This window comes from Brevibacterium picturae (genome assembly GCF_900105045.1).
GTDB classification, from domain to species: Bacteria; Actinomycetota; Actinomycetes; order Actinomycetales; family Brevibacteriaceae; genus Brevibacterium; species Brevibacterium picturae.
The window spans coordinates 1729649-1746555 of record NZ_LT629739.1; the positions used below are offsets into that span (position 1 = coordinate 1729649).

General features: G+C 63.9%; 15 protein-coding genes. 6 read left to right on the top strand and 9 right to left on the bottom strand.

The window, feature by feature from the left end; translation table 11 throughout:
• Positions 1 to 7: 7 nt before the first annotated feature.
• The 7 genes from BLT92_RS08115 to BLT92_RS08145 all read right to left on the bottom strand — a co-directional run bounded on the left by BLT92_RS08115 (position 8) and on the right by BLT92_RS08145 (position 6259).
• Entirely contained in the window at positions 8 to 859 is an 852-nt protein-coding gene (locus BLT92_RS08115; protein WP_092104724.1) for an aldo/keto reductase, read from the bottom strand.
• Positions 860 to 979: 120 nt separating this feature from the next.
• The gene (locus BLT92_RS08120) at positions 980 to 1525 is read right to left on the bottom strand and encodes a hypothetical protein (RefSeq protein ID WP_092104726.1); all 546 of its coding nucleotides are present in this window, start codon (positions 1523 to 1525) and stop codon (positions 980 to 982) included.
• A 224-nt stretch (positions 1526 to 1749) separates the two neighbouring features.
• The gene (locus BLT92_RS08125) at positions 1750 to 2694 is read right to left on the bottom strand and encodes an NAD(P)-dependent oxidoreductase (RefSeq protein WP_009882153.1); all 945 of its coding nucleotides are present in this window, start codon (positions 2692 to 2694) and stop codon (positions 1750 to 1752) included.
• Between the two features lie 85 nt (positions 2695 to 2779).
• On the bottom strand, positions 2780 to 3175 hold the full coding sequence (locus BLT92_RS08130; RefSeq protein WP_092104728.1) for an MmcQ/YjbR family DNA-binding protein: 396 nt from the start codon (positions 3173 to 3175) through the stop codon (positions 2780 to 2782).
• Between the two features lie 57 nt (positions 3176 to 3232).
• Positions 3233 to 3940 carry an SDR family NAD(P)-dependent oxidoreductase gene (locus BLT92_RS08135; protein WP_172802574.1) on the bottom strand — a complete coding sequence of 236 codons (708 nt, stop codon included), beginning with the start codon at positions 3938 to 3940 and terminating at the stop codon, positions 3233 to 3235.
• Positions 3941 to 4034: 94 nt separating this feature from the next.
• Entirely contained in the window at positions 4035 to 5432 is a 1398-nt protein-coding gene (locus tag BLT92_RS08140; protein ID WP_092104732.1) for an FAD-dependent oxidoreductase, read from the bottom strand.
• Between the two features lie 59 nt (positions 5433 to 5491).
• The gene (locus BLT92_RS08145; RefSeq protein ID WP_092104734.1) at positions 5492 to 6259 is read right to left on the bottom strand and encodes a GntR family transcriptional regulator; all 768 of its coding nucleotides are present in this window, start codon (positions 6257 to 6259) and stop codon (positions 5492 to 5494) included.
• Between the two features lie 236 nt (positions 6260 to 6495).
• Here BLT92_RS08145 and BLT92_RS08150 point away from each other — a divergent pair, with 236 nt between their 5' ends.
• From BLT92_RS08150 to BLT92_RS08175, 6 genes are all read left to right on the top strand, one after another.
• The gene (locus BLT92_RS08150) at positions 6496 to 7680 is read left to right on the top strand and encodes a TIGR03364 family FAD-dependent oxidoreductase (protein WP_231939089.1); all 1185 of its coding nucleotides are present in this window, start codon (positions 6496 to 6498) and stop codon (positions 7678 to 7680) included.
• A gap of 44 nt (positions 7681 to 7724) precedes the next feature.
• Entirely contained in the window at positions 7725 to 8711 is a 987-nt protein-coding gene (locus BLT92_RS08155) for a phosphate/phosphite/phosphonate ABC transporter substrate-binding protein (RefSeq protein WP_197679688.1), read from the top strand.
• An 11-nt stretch (positions 8712 to 8722) separates the two neighbouring features.
• Positions 8723 to 9604, top strand: coding sequence for a phosphonate ABC transporter ATP-binding protein (gene phnC, locus BLT92_RS08160; RefSeq protein WP_009882142.1), 882 nt, complete (start codon positions 8723 to 8725; stop codon positions 9602 to 9604).
• Positions 9604 to 11283, top strand: a complete 1680-nt coding sequence (gene phnE, locus BLT92_RS08165) for a phosphonate ABC transporter, permease protein PhnE (RefSeq protein WP_092104736.1) — start codon at positions 9604 to 9606, stop codon at positions 11281 to 11283. The genes phnC and phnE overlap by 1 nt, the downstream gene beginning before the upstream one ends.
• A gap of 112 nt (positions 11284 to 11395) precedes the next feature.
• Entirely contained in the window at positions 11396 to 12103 is a 708-nt protein-coding gene (locus tag BLT92_RS08170; protein ID WP_092104738.1) for a phosphonatase-like hydrolase, read from the top strand.
• A complete protein-coding gene (locus BLT92_RS08175) occupies positions 12100 to 13200 on the top strand; it encodes an alcohol dehydrogenase catalytic domain-containing protein (RefSeq protein WP_092104740.1) in 1101 nt (366 codons plus the stop codon). The genes BLT92_RS08170 and BLT92_RS08175 overlap by 4 nt, the downstream gene beginning before the upstream one ends.
• Here BLT92_RS08175 and BLT92_RS08180 read toward each other — a convergent pair whose 3' ends face one another.
• Positions 13201 to 13959, bottom strand: coding sequence for an HpcH/HpaI aldolase family protein (locus BLT92_RS08180; RefSeq protein ID WP_069599239.1), 759 nt, complete (start codon positions 13957 to 13959; stop codon positions 13201 to 13203).
• A 76-nt stretch (positions 13960 to 14035) separates the two neighbouring features.
• On the bottom strand, positions 14036 to 16906 hold the full coding sequence (locus BLT92_RS08185) for an FAD-binding and (Fe-S)-binding domain-containing protein (RefSeq protein ID WP_092104742.1): 2871 nt from the start codon (positions 16904 to 16906) through the stop codon (positions 14036 to 14038).
• Position 16907 lies beyond the last annotated feature (1 nt).

Consider the following 16907-nt stretch of genomic DNA (forward strand, 5'->3'; position numbering starts at 1 on the left):
AAAACGCTCACATCTCTTCGTGGGTCAGCGGGTCTCTGCCCTTCATCCGACCGCGCTCAAGACCGGAGATGGCATCCACCTCGGCGGGGGTGAGGTTGAAGCCGAAGATATCGGCGTTGAGCTTCTGCCGGTCGGGGTTGGCCGACTTCGGGATCGACAGGCTGCCGACTTCGAGGTGCCAGCGCAGGACCACCTGAGCCGGCTCGACTCCGTGGGCAGCCGCCGCCTCGGCGATGGGGGCTTCGTCGAACAGACCCTGGTCGCGGTACAGCGGTGACCAGGATTCCGTCTGGACGCCGATGGATCTGTGGAATTCGATGAGCTTGCTCTGCGGGAAGTAGGGGTGGAGTTCGATCTGGTTGACCGCCGGTGTCACGCCGGTTTCGTCGATGAGCTCCTGGAGCATCGCCTCGGTGAAGTTCGAGACTCCGATCGAGGTCACCAGTCCGCGTTCGCGCAGTTCGATGAGGCCGCGCCAGGTGTCGACGTACTTGCCGACGCTCGGGTTGGGCCAGTGGATGAGGTGGAGGTCGAGGCGCTCGAGTTGGAGCCTGGCCAGGGATTCCTCGGTGCTGGCGATCGTTTCGTCGAAGCCGTGGTGACGGCCCGGGACCTTGCTGGTGATGAAGAGTTCGTCCCGGCCGACTTTGGAGTCGATGACGGCTTGGCCGACTTCGCGCTCGTTTTCGTAGTTGACTGCGGTGTCGAGGAGTCGGTAGCCGTTGTCGATGCCGGCGATGATCGCGCCGACGCCCTCGGCATCGTGCATGGCGTAGGTGCCGAGGCCGATCTGCGGGACGCTGGCCCCGTCGTTGAGTTCGAGGGTCGGAATCGCTGAGCTGTGCTCTGAAGTGGACATGCCCCAACCCTATGACCGCTGAGGTGGTTCCGGCCAGGGGCTGGAAAACCTACATTGAACCGTCAATTCAATTCGCAGATCTGTCATTGGAGTCAATGGCTGAAGAATCTATTCAGCCCCTCACGCAGTCACGTCTTTGTATAGATTGTGGAACACATCTTTTAGTTCTTTGACTGCTTCGAAAGCTGGGAACGCGGCAGAAGCACTTCCCAACAGCAAATTCGCCCACCGCCATACTGAAGCGAGAGATTTTCGGGTGCCGTCGTTCAGAAACCAGCGGGCTGCCCTACGCCAACCGGCGGTTTTCAGCTCTAAATCTGCTCCCACTAGACCTGCTTTTTCCAGCTCCTCAGCGTCTGATTGGAGCAGCCCTTTTAGGATTCCGCGGCGAGAGTTGTGATAGTTGAAGCTCTCTCTAAGCTTGGACAAAATAGCTTGATCAACCGCACCCGAGTTCCCGTCTACTGCCCTGCCGGCGGCATGCTCGTTATCTAGGACTCTCCGGTGATTCCGGAATGCCCGCCCGGCGACTGGCGAAACCTGCTCACCTTTTTCTAAATGGATCACGACAGCTTCCATCAGATCCATGACTTCATCCAAAAACTGATCCAAATCCCCTGTAATCTGCTCCGATTCAAGCAAGCGGTCCAAGCTGTTCTCAACCACGTCTACGGCCCTCCCAATTCAACTGTTGAATATGAACTACGCACTGCAAGCGTTTCATTGCATATAGCAACTCATGACTATCTAGTTCCGTCATTTTGACTTGTAAGTTTATACAATACTCACCCAGTCACGGGTTCCAGTGTGATGCTGGGTCTTGCATCTAGTTGGGCATTGTCTGTCAATGCCAGGTGGTTCGCCGCTCACATATCAACGGGTGTGCCGCTTCAGACGACTGTGCCCTGTGGAGTTTTTCCGTCGAGGACATCGATGATGGCTTGAGCCGCCGCGACCCCGGCGCGTTCGCGTGCCTCCAGCGTCTGCCCGGCGAGGTGGGAGGTGATGACGACGTTGCTCATCGTTCGCAGCGGGTTGTCCTCGACCATGGGTTCGCGTTGCAGAACGTCGAGTCCGGCGCCGGCGATCTCGCCTGTCTTGAGCGCTTCGACGAGAGCAGCTTCGTCGACGAGGGAGCCGCGTGCAGTGTTGATGAGGATCGCCGAGTTCTTCATCGCAGAGAGGCTCGCGGCGTCGATGATCGGGTCACCCTTGCCCGCTCTGCTGTGGAGAGACAGGTAGTCGGCGGCTTTGATTGTCGTGTCGAAATCGGCGAATTCGATGCCCGATGACTGCTCGGAGTCGGGGTGGGCTGTGGAGACGAGGACTCGCATTCCCAGCGCAACACCGAGGGCAGCGATCGCTTTGCCGCTGGGTCCGTATCCGATGACGCCGAGACTCTTGCCCCGCAGTTCGGTTCCGGCCTCGCGTGGCCATCCGCCGTCGTCCACTCCAGCCAGCACGGTGTTGAGTCGGCGAGCGCAGGCGAGCATGAGTGCGAGCGCCAGCTCGGCGACGGCGTGGTGGTTGACCCCTGGTGTGTTGCACACGCGGATGCCGAGCTCGGCCGCCGCATCGATGTCGACGTTGTCATAGCCCACCCCTGCCCGGGCGATGACCTTCAGCATTGGGGAGGTCGCGAGCATGTCACGCGCGACCGGTTCACTCGCAGCGATTGCACCGACGGCTCCTTCGAACAGAGCCAACTTCTCTTCGTCCGTGCGAGTTCCGCCCGCCGGCGAGTAGACCGGTTCGAGGCCGCGATCTCGCAGCATCGTGTCGACGGTGTCGCCCGGGCGGAGGTAGTCGGTGGTGATGACGATGCGGTTGTTCATGTGTCCGAGAATATCCGGCCTCTCGCTGGCCGCGTCACAGTACCCAGCTGGCGGACGAGGGGTTGCCTAGTCCTTCGCGGGCAGTTCAGTCTTTCACGGACAATTTGCGGACAAGACCGGCAGGTGCCGTATTCCGGTAGGAGTCGGTGAGCAGGTCACTGAGGTCATCATCGTCGAGGGTCTCGAGTTCCAAGCCGATCCAACCGGTGGGACCCAGGTACATGGGAACGAAGGCATCCGGTCGCTCCATCAGCACCTCGGCGTCCATCGGATCGGGCAAGATGAGCAGCGCTTGCGGATGCTGCTCCATCCCACCGGTGACGAGCTTCCGAGTGCCTCCGAAGTGCGCGAAGATCTTCTTCGTGAAGAACGCGGGCCGCCCATGCGAGGTCTTCTCCTGCGCCTCGGGAAGGCTCAGCGCGGCCTTTCTCAGGCGGGCCAACTGCGGGTCATCGTCATCGAACATCTGCGGATGCGCCATGAACCCACTTTATTAGCGGTCACGGTCACGGGCTAGGGACGGAGCCGAGCCGAGCGCTCAGGCGTGGCCCTCACTGGTGTACGTGTCTTTGAGGACGGCGTCTGAATCCTCCGATTCATCGACGTAGAAGCGCTCTGCGACATCTTGCTTCTCGTACATATCAAGGTATTCGTCCGCGATCTTATCCGGCGAGAAATAGGTGCCTTCTTCGATCACTCCGGCGATCGACAGCATCCCCGCGTACACGCCCTGGTCCGATAGTTCTTCGTGGAGGCAATGAGCGTAACTGCGCAGTCCTGACTTGCCGATGCTCAACGTGGTGAGGATCGGTGTCACGGTCAGTTCGGAAGCTCCACCGCCGGTGAAGAAGATCGCCCCCTGCTGCCGTTCGACCATTTCGGGAATCACCTGCTGTGCGCTGGAGATTCCGCCGATGATATTCACCTGCATGTGCTGATTCGCAATGTGGGCCGTGGTCTCAGCGGCGGACATCGGGGCGATCACACCGGCGTTGTAGATGAGCACATCAATGGGGCCGAACGTTTCTCGCACCTGTGCGAATGCATCCGCGATCTGTTGTTCGTTCGTGACGTCGGCAGCGAAGCCTGCGCTCTTGATATCCATCTCAGACAGGGAGGTCTGGAATTTGTCGAGGCTGTCTTGACTCCTGGCGATCAACGCCACGTTGAAGTCCTTCTTGCCGAACTTCTCAGCAAGGCTGAGGCCGAGCCCTGGTCCTGCTCCCACAATCACTAAAGTGCTCATCTATCAATCTCTCTACGGTGCAGAATCTGCGGCATGTGCCATTCATCGCCAACCCTGATTCTGGGCGGAATATTCCACTTGTTGCAGTGCTCGGTTACTTCACAACCCCAAGCACCTCGTTGAGAGCTTCCGTCGCCGAGGGGTGGGTGTAGATCGTGTCGCGCAGCTCGGTGGCGGTGACATTGTGGCGCATCGCCAGGGCCACGGTGTTGATGACCTCCTGCGAGTGCACGTGGACAAGAGCGGCGCCGAGGATGTGGTCAGTTGCCCCATCGACGACGAACTTCACGATGCCGCGCGGGTCGCCTTCGATCTTCGCCCTGGGTGCTGCGGCAATGTCGGCCATCGCCTTTGCTCCGACCTTGACGTCATAGCCCTGCTCGCGGGCGGCGTCTTCACTCAGCCCCACACGTGCCACGGGCGGGGTGAGGAACACCGTGTACGGCACGGCGCTGCGGTCCGCGGTCGTCCGCTTGCCTTCGCCCAGCAGCTGATCGGCGAGGATCCGATTGTCATCAAGGGAGATGTAGGTGAACATCGGTCCGCCGTTGACGTCACCGACGGCAAAGACGCCCTCGGCCGAGGTGCGCAGGTGATCGTCGACGGTGATGAAGCCGCGCTTGTCGGTCTCGATGCCGGCCTTGCCCAGCCCCAGCCCCTCGTTTGTCGACGCGCGGCCGACGGCCAGGAGGACCGCCTCGGCGTCGATCTGCTTCTCTTCGCCACCGACCTCGTAGGTCACGGTGGCCTGATCGGTTCCATCGGCGACGGCGGTCACGGATGCTTCGTTGATGATCGTGACTCCGTCATCGGCCAGGGACTGAGCGACCACCTCGGCGACGTCGGCATCCTCATTGGCCAGCGGACGCTCGCCCCGGTCGAGGACGGTGACCTCGGAGCCGAAGTGAGTGAACATCGACGCGAACTCAAGTCCGATGTACCCACCGCCGACGACGACCAGGCGCTTGGGGAACGGGGTGACGTGCTGCAGGGCCTCCGAATCGTAGATGCGACCGCCGAGCTTCGCCCCGTCGATGGGTGGGATGTTCGCGAGCGAGCCGGTGTTGACGACGACGGTGTCCGCGGTGATCTGCATGGTGTCGTCACCGCCGGTGACGAGGACTTCGCGGTCGCCAGTGAACTCGGCACGACCGGAGACCAGGAGAACTGAGTCGAGGTCGTCGAGCATGGAGAAGTTCGTCTTCCGCATCGCCCCGGTCAATGTGTCGCGGCGCTTCACAGCCTTCGCGAAGTACTCGTCAGTGTCGTCGTCATCGCGTTTGTTCTCCGCGTCGTGGACCAGGATCTTCGTGGGGATGCAGGCGATGTTGATGCAGGATCCCCCGATCACGGCATCCGACTGCTCGACGACGGCGACGCGCTTGCCGGCTCTGGCCATGGTCCCGGCCAGGGTCTTTCCACCCTTGCCCCAGCCAATGACGAGGAGGTCTACGTGCTCGTGCGAATCGACGTCGTGATTGTGCTCGGCCATGATCGGTCCTTTCCAGCAGACGATGCGTTGGTTGTGAGCCTACTCCGGAGCGGTCAACCTCAGATGTCGCCGAGGTTGGTCGACGTCAGGGCCATCGAGCTGGGGTTTCCCCGGGTGGAGTTCATCGTGAAGCTGGCCTTCCACGGGAGGTAACGGTCGTCCGAGGACTCGATCAGTGCGCCCGCGCCGGTGAATGCCCGACGCCGGACCCGCAGCAACGGTGTGCCGACGGGAACCTCGAGCAGTGCGGCATCGTCTTCGTTGGCGCCGATCGCATCGATGGTTCGTGAGGTGCGGCTGATGTCGACGCCCTGGTCGATGAGTTCCTGGTAGATCGACCCGGAGTCGGTATCGAAAGCGAGGACGTGGCGCCCGAACTCGAGGGGATAGTTCAGGCGCTCGACCATCGTGGGCACATCGTCCATGAGGCGGAGCCGGAAGACGGAGACGACCGGGTCACCGTCTGGGATCCGCAGGCTCGCGGCCAGCGACTTCTCGGCAGGCCTGCGGGTGACCCACTGGGTGCGCTGGCCTGGCACGATGTCGGCATTGTGGCACCACTGGGAGAAGGAGATGATGTCGTCGAAGGACTGGGTAGGCACATTGTCCAACACGACCGTCCGACGTCCGCGACCCGAGGAGATCAGCCCTTCGGTCCGCAGTGTCGACATCGCCTGTCGAACCGGGCCGCGGGAGCTGGTGAACTTCCGGGTCAGCTCGGCTTCCGAGGGCAGTTCGTCGCCAGGCTGGAAATACCCCTCGCGAATCGCTGTTCGCAGATAGTGGGCAATCTCGTCGTACTGCTGTCGCGTGCGCTGCTGAGTCATGTGTGCTGGCCTCGTCGGGGTCGGGGATGGGGACACGTGCTTCCAACTGTGCTGCCGTGGTGCTGTGCTGCTCGAGGTCGTCGTGCTCTCCGATCGGCGGCGTCTCTTCCTTCCTATTCGGGGCGAATGAACCGGGAGTGCCGGCCGAGAAGCGCAACGTCACGTTCAGGTGAACAATCGCCAAACTTGTACATACATGTGTTCATCGTACGACAACAAGCGACCAAGATGGGGGAATGTCGAAAACTGATCTCATCATCGTAGGTTCCGGAATCCTGGGCCTGGCCACCGCATTCCGCGCACACCGTCAGGGCCGCAGCGTCCGTGTCATCGACCGTTCCGCCCGCCCCGTGGGCTCATCGATCCAGAACTTCGGGCACGCCTGCTTCACCGGGCAGGCCGACGACTCTCAGGATCTGGCGATGGCGTCTCGAGACGGCTGGCTGGAAGCCGCCGCCGCGACCGGGATCTGGGCGGCAGAGACCGGGTCCTTCATCCCCGCCATGACCGAACCGGAACTGCGCGTCCTCCAGGAGTTCGCCGATCACCGGGGTCCGGATCAGGCGACGATGCTCTGCGCCGAGGAGGTGGCGGCGGCCATCGGGAACCCGAGCCTGGGCGCCATCGGTGGGGCTCATCTGCCACTGGACATGCGCGTCGACCCACGCGAGGCCGCTCCAGCCCTCGCCAGTTGGCTGGCCGGAGAGGGTGTCGAGTTCACATGGAACACCACCGTCACCGAGGTGGCCGACGGCACCGTGTCCACCAACCGCGGCGATGTCCACGGTGAGCAGGTCGTCGTCTGCCCCGGCTACCAGCTCACCTCCCTGTTCCCGGAGATCGCCGAGGCGCACGGGGTGCGAATCTGCACCCTGGTGATGTCCTTGATCGAGCGACCGCAGCGAATCCCGAGCGGGTTCGCCATGCTCACGGGCACCTCGCTGGCCCGCTACGACGGGTTCGCCGCCATGCCGGGAGCATCGGCACTGCGTGAGGATCTGACGGAGCGGGAGCCGGGGCTCGTCGACGTCATCGCCAACCTCATGGTCACCGATATCCCCGGCGGACTGCTTATCGGCGACTCTCACGCCTATGACCTCAGCCCCGAACCATTCATCGACGCACGCGTCGGGGATCTGCTGCTTAATCGCGCGACCAGCATTCTCGGCATCGATGAACCCGTGGTTCGCCAACGGTGGCTGGGCCAGTATGCCGACAGCACCGAGACGAACCTGATCCTCGAGCGCCCTGACGCGCGAACGACGGTCGCCGTGGTCACCTCGGGGATCGGGATGACTCTGTCGTTTGGGATCGCGGACCGCATCCTCGGCGAGGAAGCGGGCGCCTCGCAAACGAGACCGGCACCACATTCACAGTCCCTCGCCCCAACCGCCGATGAAGTTGTCATGTCCGATCAGTGAACAGGATCGAATTGTATAGACATGTTGTTTCGAGATGTCGAAGAATGAAACCAAGCGATCACCCCGACCACTCGAAAGGCAGGCCGCCCATGGCCCTGTTCCCACGCTTCCGCTCCCGCACCGTCCGCTCACTCACGGCCGCAGCGCTCGCACTCCCGCTGCTCGCCGCTTGCGGTTCCTCCGGCGACGACGGCGACACCATCACCTTTGCCGCAGTCCCCGCCGAGTCATCGTCCACGTTGGAATCGACCTTCGAAAACGTCACCGCACTGCTCGAGGAGGAGACCGGCAAGACGGTCGAGTTCCAGAATGCCTCCGATTATGCAGCGGTGATCGAAGGAATGCGGGCCGGCCAGATCGATGCCGCCTCGTTCGGTCCGTTCGCCTATGTCATCGCCAAGGACTCCGGCATCGACATGGAGCCCGCGGCTGCTCCGACGAGCGATCCGAAGAAGGATCCGGCCTACACCTCGCTTGCCTACGTCAAGAAGGGCTCGGACATCAAGGGCCTGAGCGATCTCAAGGGCAAGAAGGTCTGCTTCGTCGACAAGGCCTCCACCTCGGGCTACCTCGTGCCGATGAAGGGGATCATGGATGAAGGTCTCGACATGGAGAAGGACATGGAACAGGTCCTGACCGGCGGTCATGACGCCTCGCTGCTGTCCCTGGACTCCGGCGAATGCGATGCGGCCTTCGCCCACGACACCATGCTCAAGACGCTCGAGGAATCCGACCAGGTCAAGCCCGGCAGCCTGGAGCCCGCATGGGAGTCCGAGCCCATCACCGAGGACCCGATCGCTGTCAACAACGAGTCTATGGACCCTGAGCTGGCCAAGCAGATCACGACCATCCTGCGTGAGAAGGCCAACGTTCCGGCCATGGTCGACGCCGGCATCTGCTCCTCCGAGGACGACTGCGTCCTACCTGAGGAGATCGAATACGGCTACAAGCCCGTCGAGGACTCAGACTTCGATTCCATCCGCGACATCTGCGATGCCACCCAGGCAGATGCCTGCAAGAACGTCGGCTAGGAGACGCACTCATGACCACTGAACTCCAGCGAGAGATCGACGATATCTACTCAGTCCAACTCGACCATGTGACAAAGGACTTCGGCGGCGGAGTCCTCGGACTCGACGACGTCAACGTCGGCTTCCGCACCGGCCGGGTCACCGTTCTGCTCGGCCTGTCCGGATCGGGCAAGTCGACGCTGCTGCGCCACATCAACGGCCTGCACTCCCCCACCTCGGGCACGGTGCGTGTCCTGGGCCAGGACGTGAACTCGGTGGGGAAACGAGGGCTGCGGGAGCTGCGCCGGAACATCGGCGTGATCTTCCAGTCCTTCAACCTCGTCGGCCCCATGTCTGTGTTGGAGAATGTCTGCGCCGGGCAGCTCGGTTCACTCAAGGGACCGCGCATCTCGCTGATGATGTACCCGAAGTCGGTGCGCCGCGAAGCCATCGAGAAGCTCGACCGGGTCGGCTTGGCCGATCGTGCTTATCAGCGTGCGGATACACTCTCCGGCGGTCAGCAGCAGCGCGTGGCCATCGCCCGGGCGCTCATGCAGCACCCGACGGTTTTGCTGGCCGATGAACCGGTGGCCTCGCTCGATCCCGTCTCCGCGCTCGACGTGATCAACCTGCTGCGCCAGATCGCCGAGGAGGACGACCTCACCGTCATCGCCTCGCTCCACCAGGTTCAGCTCGCCATCGAGTTCGCCGATCGGATCATCGGCCTGCGCAACGGCCAGGCGGTCCTCGACCGCACCACGCAGGGCCTCAGTGCTGAAGAGGCTTCGACGATCTATTCGAGTGTCTCCGGCATGGACATCTCCGACGCCGAGGCTGGGGCAGGTTCCGCATCCACGTCCACTTCCGATTCCGATTCCGTCCGCACCCCGATGTCGAGCGGTGTCACCCGCTGATGTCCATGCTCACCGAGGCCCCACCTGAGGTTCGCGAGGTCCCAGTACGTCCGCGTCCGGCCGGGTCCAGCCTCGCCGCCGCGCTCGTCATGATCTCCTTGGTCGTCGGGGGCGTGTGGTCCGTCGGTGCGCTTGGCATCGATATTGCGACGATCGTCGATTCCTTCGACAATGCGGTGAACTTCTTCGCCCGCATGTTCCCCCTCGACTTCCCACCTGTGGCAGAGACCCTCTCCCTGGTGTTCGAGACCTTGGCCATCGTCTTCCTTGCCACGCTCCTCTCGGTCGCACTCTCCGTTCCCGTGGCTCTAGCTGCGGCCAGACCGACTCGGTGGGGTGTCACCTCGCAGTGGGTTGCTCGCGCACTGACGGTGCTGGCTCGGGCAGTCCCCGATTTGGTGCTCGCGATCATCTTCCTGCGCATGTTCGGGCTCGGAGCCACGGCCGGCATCATCGCCATGGGCATCCATTCGGTCGGCATGATCGCCAAACTCTACGCCGACGCGATCGAAGAACTCGACGACGGCCCACGCGAGTCCGTGGAGTCCCTCGGCGGCAGTCGCGCACAGCAGATCATGGCGGCCATCCCCCAGACCCTGATGCCCCAGCTCATCGCAACGGCGCTGCACAGGTTCGACATCAATCTGCGCACCTCGGTGCTGTTGGGTTATGTCGGCGTGGGCGGCATCGGATTGGCGATCGCCGATTCTCTGCGGACGCTGGACTATCAGCGGGGCATGGCTCTGGCGGTGCTCGTCCTGCTGCTGTGCATCGGCCTCGAGCTCGTCTCCGGCGCTATTCGCGCTGCGCTGATGAGATCGGCTGGGCAGAGGATCACCGGAGGCACCTGGGTCGATCGGCTGCTCAACCACGGCCGCGAGTCCGGTGTCAACGATCTCCACCTGACACCACCGTGGAGTTCGGCCCGGATCAGACGCTTCCTCTCAATCGCACTGATCGTGGTCTTCACTGTCGCTGCCCTGTGGCGCGTGGATGTGTCCTGGTCGGCACTCGCGCAGGGGATCCTCGACCTGCCGCAGACCCTGGCACTGTTCTTCCCGCCATCGGCCGGCGGGTCCATGTCCAACCTCTTCGAACAGCTGCTGGTGACGATCCAGATCTCGCTCGCGGCCACGCTCATCGGTGCTGTTCTCGCACTGCCGATCGGCATCCTCGCTGCCCGCAATGCCGTGGCGAATGCCTATGTGCACCAGACGTTCAGGGTGATCATCGTGATCGTGCGCGGCATTCCCGAGCTCATTCTCGCGATCATCTTCGTCGTCATCTCCGGTCTGGGCGAGGTCGCCGGCACGCTGGCTCTGTCCATCGGGGCGATCGGCCTGCTCTCGAAGCTCATCGCCGATTCGCTTGAGGAGACGGACACTCAGGTGCAGGAGGCGATGCGGGCCACTGGTGCCAGCGAGGCACAGGTGTTCTTCTCGGCCACACTGCGCCAGGCGGCACCGGCCTTCGTCGCCCACACGATGTACCTACTCGACAACAACATCCGCTCGGCCACGCTCCTCGGAGTCGTCGGCGCCGGAGGCATCGGGTTCCTGCTGCTCAATGCCTCGCGCGTCAACCAGTTCGATGTGGTCACCATGGTCCTCATCCTCATGGTTGCCGTCGTCCTGGCCGTCGAAGCGCTGTCGATGTGGCTGCGCAAGGCCGTGCGCTGACGCCCAGCCATTCGCTGGTGCCCAGCCGTCAGCTGGCGCTTCTGCGTTTTCACATACCCCGTTTCACATACCCGACCCAACACACTCTGTCCCAGTTAAGAGGAGAAACAGCATGATTGAACTCGCCATCTTCGACATGGCCGGCACCACCATCGACGACCGTGACGAGGTCTACCGCGTTCTGCGGGAGGCCACGGAACGCGAAGGTGCGAACTACACGGACGAGGTGTTTCAGAAGTGGATGGGCACGGAGAAGAAGTGGGCGATCGAAAATCTGCTCCGCCTCGGCGGTGTCGAGGTCGATGACGAACTCCATGAGAAGACCTGGGAATGGTTTCGGCAGGAACTGCGCCGCACCTACACCGACAATCCGCCGAAGCCGCTGCCCGGGATCGAGGAGGCGCTGGCGACTCTGCGCGAGCAGGGCATCAAGGTCGCTCTGACGACCGGATTCGCTCGGGAGATCGCCGACCTCATCTTCACCTCCATGGGATGGCAGCAGGGCGAGACCTTCGACGCCTCCTCCTGCGGCGACGAGGTCGAGGCCGGACGGCCAGCACCCGACATGATCGAGACGGTCATGAAGGAACTCGGTGTCGAAGACACGGCCGCGGTCGTCAGCGTCGGCGACACCTCGGCGGATGTGCAGTCGGCGCTGCGTGCCGGAGTCACCGCGGTGGGTGTGCTCACCGGCCACCTGAGCCGGAAGGACTTCGCGGCCGAAGGTGCCCACCTGGTGCTCGATTCCGTTACGGGGCTTCCCGATGCATTGGTCGACCTGCCAGCTTCGGATGCAACCTCGGCCCCGGTGAACCAGTGACGGCGGAGGTTCAAACGCAGGCTCAAGCACAGTCACCGGTTCAGGCTTCCCCGGCCGACACCTCGGCGGATGCTGAGGTCTTCGCGGACACGGTTGAAGCCGTCGTCTGGCTCGGCGGGGATCAGTTCGAGACCCAGTCCTTCGACCGCCCTGAACTGGCCGAGGGTGAGAGCCTCATTCGCCTGACCACCGCCACCGTCTGCGGCTCGGATCGGCACACCGTGCGTGGGCGTCGGCCAGGAGCATGCCCCTCTGTGCTCGGGCACGAGGGTGTCGGCGTGGTCGAGGATTCGCGGGCTGGGCTCCCGCTTGGCCAGCGTGTGGTCTTCTCGGTCACCTCGGTGTGCGGGACCTGCGAGAACTGCGGGCGCGGGCTCAGCGCAAAATGTCAGTCGGTGGCCAAGGTCGGGCACGAATCCACCGACAGCGGGTGGGCACTATCGGGCACCTACGCCTCCCACATCCACCTGCCGGCCGGCGTGGCAGTCGTCCCAGTGCCGGATTCTGTGCCAGACGCCGTGGCCACCACGGCAGGGTGTGCTGTCGCCACCGTCATGGCGATGCTCGAGGCCGCCGGTGACCTGCGGGGCCGTCGAGTCTTCGTCAACGGACTCGGAATGCTGGGGCTCACCGCGGTGGCCGCCGCGCAGTCCCGCGGTGCCGCCGAGGTGCTCGCCTTCGATCCGACGCCGCAGCGCCAGGACCTTGCCCTGTTCGCCGGGGCGAGCACGATCCTGGAAGAGGAGGTGCCGACAGACGTCGATGTCGCCCTCGAGCTCTCCGGCACCACCGCTGGCGTGGAGACCTGCGTGGCCAGCCTGGGAACCGGCGGGACCGCAGTTCTCGCCGGAAGTGTGAGTCCCGGACCGAACATCGAGATCAATCCCGAACAACTTGTGCGAGGGTGGCGCACCATCACCGGTGTGCACAATTTCGAACCACACCACTTGCAGGAAGCCGTGGACTTCCTGGCCGCAGACGGCGGGAACATGCCGTGGGACCGCATCCTCGGCGGCCCGATCGGACTGTCGGACCTGGCGCGGGAATTCGCCGAGCCCAGCAGCGGACTGCGGACGGTGGTCGATATCGAGGGGTGACTAGCCTCGCGCCGTCGCCAGATCCTCCCGGAACGCGCGGCCGGCAGCACCGATATCCCCCGCCGAGGTGATGAAGCGGAATCCCTGTTCCTTCCGAACCTTGGCTTCCGTACCGTCACCGCAGTGGATGCCTGGGACGATGCCGGCTTTGTCGGCTGCTGTGCGTATCCGCACGAGCGCCTCGGCGTGGGCGTCATTGGGCTGACCGGGCAGTGCGTCGACGGCGAAGGCGAGGTCGGCGGGACCGACGTACACGCCGTCGATGCCTGGGACTTCGCAGATCTTCTCGACATTGGCCAGACCCTCCTTGTTCTCGATCATCACGAACAAGAGCGGACGCTCGTCTCGGGTGTCCTGGACCGCCTTGTGCATGAGTTCGGCGGTCGGACCCCAGGAGCGGTCACCGCCGCGGCTCGGGTAGTCGAGCGCGGAAACGGCAGCTTCGGCCTCGGCGACGTTGGACACGAGCGGAACGATGACGGCTTCGACGCCAGCGTCGGCGAGCATGCCGATCTCGGTGAAGCGGTTCGCCGAGACCCTTGCCGTGACCAGGGCGGATCCACTGGCCCGGATGGCATCGGTCAGGCGCAGAACGTCGGTCGGGCGCGTGAAACCGTGCTGCATGTCGAGGCACACATAGTCATAGCCTGCGGCCGATCCGACCTTCGCCAGCTCCTGGCTCGTCGACATCATCCACAGCCCGTTGTAGATCTCTCCGGCGGCGAGGCGAGCGCGATGCGATTCCAATGCTTGAGTCATATGTGCATCGAATCACACGCGGCTCACCGACGCCAGGGATGCCCGGCATCCGGATGAACCCCGGGCTGCATCAGATTCAGGCTCGGCCCACGAGCTCGTCGAGAGCTTCGAGGATGTGGCGATAGGGCTTCCCCGTCGCCCGGGTCATCCCGATCTCACACGTCCTGTTCGTCGACGCGTGAATGTCCGCGCCGATCGACTCAACCTCGGCGGCTTCGTCCTTCGTCGCCGAAGCGGTGAGCTCGGGATGGAGCATGCCCCGGTCCCCTGCGAAGGCACAGCAGCCCCAGGAATCGGGCACGCTGACCTCCTCCGCGATGGACCCGGCGAGCGCGCTCAGGTCCTCGTTGATTCCCAGCTGGGTCGACGAACATGTCGGATGGAGGGTGATCGAGAGCAGACGGTGTTCGGTCGAGAGTGCTCCGCGATCTTGCAGCGCAGGGAGCAGAGTCTGCGTGGCGAAGGCCACGGCGTCGATGATCTCGAAATCCTCCGCTGCGTCCTTGTCGGTCGACTCGGTCGCGTCGCCGAGGAGCACACGCAGTCCCTCTGTACAGGAGGACGCATCGCAGACGACGGGGATCCGTCCGCCATCGGTGGCCGCCCACAGCTCTCTGCGCACATACTTGCGCATCGTGGCATATCCCTCGGCCATCCCCTTCGACTTCCACGGGGTGCCGCAGCACAGAGAGGGAATGCCCCGCGGCGTACGCAGCGAGATCCCTGCTCGTTCGCACAGGCGGCGGAAGGCACCGGCAACCCCATCACCTCTGCCGCCGTCTTCGGGCCCGAACATCGTGTTCGTGCAGCTGGAGAACCACACGACGTCCGGATTCGACGCCGAGACGGCCACACGCTTAGACCCTCCGGCCGGAAGATCAGCGGAGTAGCTGGGCACAGTGTCATCACCCAGAAGTCTGCGACCGATGCCCGTGGCCGTCGCGGGAAGCTGCGCAGGCATCGCCTTCGCGGAGCTCAATGCAACTCCCCCAACAGAGCTGACCAGCCCCCACGCTTTGGCGGCAGTGTTCCAGCCCGTCTCTTCGATCGCGTTCGTGTTCTCCTGCCGCAGCCTGCGCACAAGATCCCCGGTGTTGATGAAGACCGGGCACGCCGTTTGGCACATGCCGTCGACGGCGCAGGTGTCGACCCCGTCGTAGTCGTATTCACTGCGCAGGGTCCGGGTCAGCTCCTCGTCCCCTGCCGCCTCGGCGCGGGCGATCTCGCGTCGCAGAACGATGCGTTCGCGCGGGGTCAGCGTGAGATCGCGGCTGGGACACACGGGTTCGCAGTACCCACATTCGACGCAGCGGTCGACCTCCGCCTCGGTGGTCGGTGTGGTCTTGAGATCGCGCAGATGCGCCTTCGGGTCGTCGCTGAGCAGGACACCCGGGTTGAGCAGGGACTGCGGATCGACCAGCTCCTTGACCCGTGTCATCACTGCGTAGAGATCGTCACCGACCTGGCGCCTGACGAACGGTGCCATGATCCTCCCGGTGCCGTGTTCGGCCTTGAGCGTTCCCCCACGTGAGAGGACGAGGTCGACCATCTCCTCGGTGAATGCCGCGTACCGACCGAGGTCGAAGTCCTCGCCGCCGGTTCCACTCCCGAATTCCTCGGTGATCATGAAGTGGATGTTGCCGTCCTTCGCGTGCCCGAAGATCACGGCATCGGCGTAGTCGTACTGGTCGAACAGCTCGCTCAGAGCAGTGCAGGTCTCGCCGAGGCGGTCGACCGGAACCGCGATGTCCTCAAGCAGTGCCGCGGTGCCCGAGGGACGGTTGCCGGCGACGGCTGTGAACAGCCCTTTGCGGGTGTGCCACAGCGCCGATCGCCGTCGCGGATCGATCGTGAGCTCGGCTGGTCGGCTCAGTGAGAATGCGTCGAAGACCGGCAGCGCCGCAGACACGACCCGGCCGAGGCCTTCCTCCGTCTCCTCCTGGAATTCGACGAGCAGGGCGCAGTGCGAGTCCACGTCGAGGTCCCGGATCTCTTCTGGGCACTTCTCGTCTCGCTGGGCGACCCGCAGACTCGTGGCGTCGAGGAGCTCAACGGTGGCAGCACCGGTGGCGATGATCTCCGGGAGCACCGAGGTGGCCGTGGGCAGATCGTCGAAGACGAGCAGACCTGTCGAGGCGTGGGCCAGCAGCGGCACGGTGCGGAAGGTCGCCTCGGCGACGAAGGCGAGTGTCCCCTCGCTGCCGATGACCAGATGTTCGAGGATGCGCACCGGGTCATCGTGGTCAAGGAACGAGTTGAGGCCGTAGCCCATGGTGTTCTTGATGGAGTGGAGCTGCGTGATCCGCGCGACCGCCTCGGTGTCGGCCCGGATCCGATCTCGGAGTTCGGCCAGACCCGCGTGGATAGCTGGTTCCCGTCTCCGCAGCTGCCCATCAGCGTCTGCCGCCGAGGTGTCGAGAACGGTTCCGCTGGGCAGGACGAGCACGGCCGAGTCAAGCGTCTGATAGGTGTTCGCTTCGATCCCGCAGGCCATGCCGGAGGAGTTGTTGGCGACGACTCCGCCGATGGTGCAGGCGATCTCGCTGGCCGGGTCCGGCCCCAGTTTGCGCCCATGCCGCAGCAGCCGCGCGTTCACAGCCCTGACCACGGCCCCGGGTCCGCAGCGGACCCGGGCACCGTCGTCGAGGACGTCGATGTCCCTGAAATGCCTTCTCGTGTCGACGAGCACCCCGTCCGAGACGGACTGCCCGGACAGGCTGGTCCCACCGGAGCGGAAGGTCATCGGCACCCCGCTCCGCCGCGAAGCCGAGAACAGTGCCGCCACCTCCTCACGGTTCCTCGGCTTCACCACGGCCTGCGGTGTCAGCAGGTAATGGGAAGCGTCGTGTGCGGCGGCCAGCCGGTCGCTGGCGCGGGTGCCGACCTCATCGGCTGCGGCCCGCAGATGATCGATGAGTCCCGTGTCGGCGGGAGAAAGCAGGGACATG

Bases quoted from the DNA above. Each gene is read 5' to 3' on its own strand.
- BLT92_RS08150 (WP_231939089.1), top strand. From the start codon at position 6,496: ATGTCGAAAACTGATCTCATCATCGTAGGTTCCGGAATCCTGGGCCTG.
- BLT92_RS08185 (WP_092104742.1), bottom strand. From the start codon at position 16,906: ATGTCCCTGCTTTCTCCCGCCGACACGGGACTCATCGATCATCTGCGG.
- BLT92_RS08135 (WP_172802574.1), bottom strand. From the start codon at position 3,940: ATGAGCACTTTAGTGATTGTGGGAGCAGGACCAGGGCTCGGCCTCAGC.
- BLT92_RS08145 (WP_092104734.1), bottom strand. From the start codon at position 6,259: ATGACTCAGCAGCGCACGCGACAGCAGTACGACGAGATTGCCCACTAT.
- BLT92_RS08155 (WP_197679688.1), top strand. From the start codon at position 7,725: ATGAAACCAAGCGATCACCCCGACCACTCGAAAGGCAGGCCGCCCATG.
- BLT92_RS08125 (WP_009882153.1), bottom strand. From the start codon at position 2,694: ATGAACAACCGCATCGTCATCACCACCGACTACCTCCGCCCGGGCGAC.
- phnC (WP_009882142.1), top strand. From the start codon at position 8,723: ATGACCACTGAACTCCAGCGAGAGATCGACGATATCTACTCAGTCCAA.
- phnE (WP_092104736.1), top strand. From the start codon at position 9,604: ATGTCCATGCTCACCGAGGCCCCACCTGAGGTTCGCGAGGTCCCAGTA.
- BLT92_RS08180 (WP_069599239.1), bottom strand. From the start codon at position 13,959: ATGACTCAAGCATTGGAATCGCATCGCGCTCGCCTCGCCGCCGGAGAG.
- BLT92_RS08140 (WP_092104732.1), bottom strand. From the start codon at position 5,432: ATGGCCGAGCACAATCACGACGTCGATTCGCACGAGCACGTAGACCTC.
- BLT92_RS08130 (WP_092104728.1), bottom strand. From the start codon at position 3,175: ATGGCGCATCCGCAGATGTTCGATGACGATGACCCGCAGTTGGCCCGC.
- BLT92_RS08115 (WP_092104724.1), bottom strand. From the start codon at position 859: ATGTCCACTTCAGAGCACAGCTCAGCGATTCCGACCCTCGAACTCAAC.
- BLT92_RS08170 (WP_092104738.1), top strand. From the start codon at position 11,396: ATGATTGAACTCGCCATCTTCGACATGGCCGGCACCACCATCGACGAC.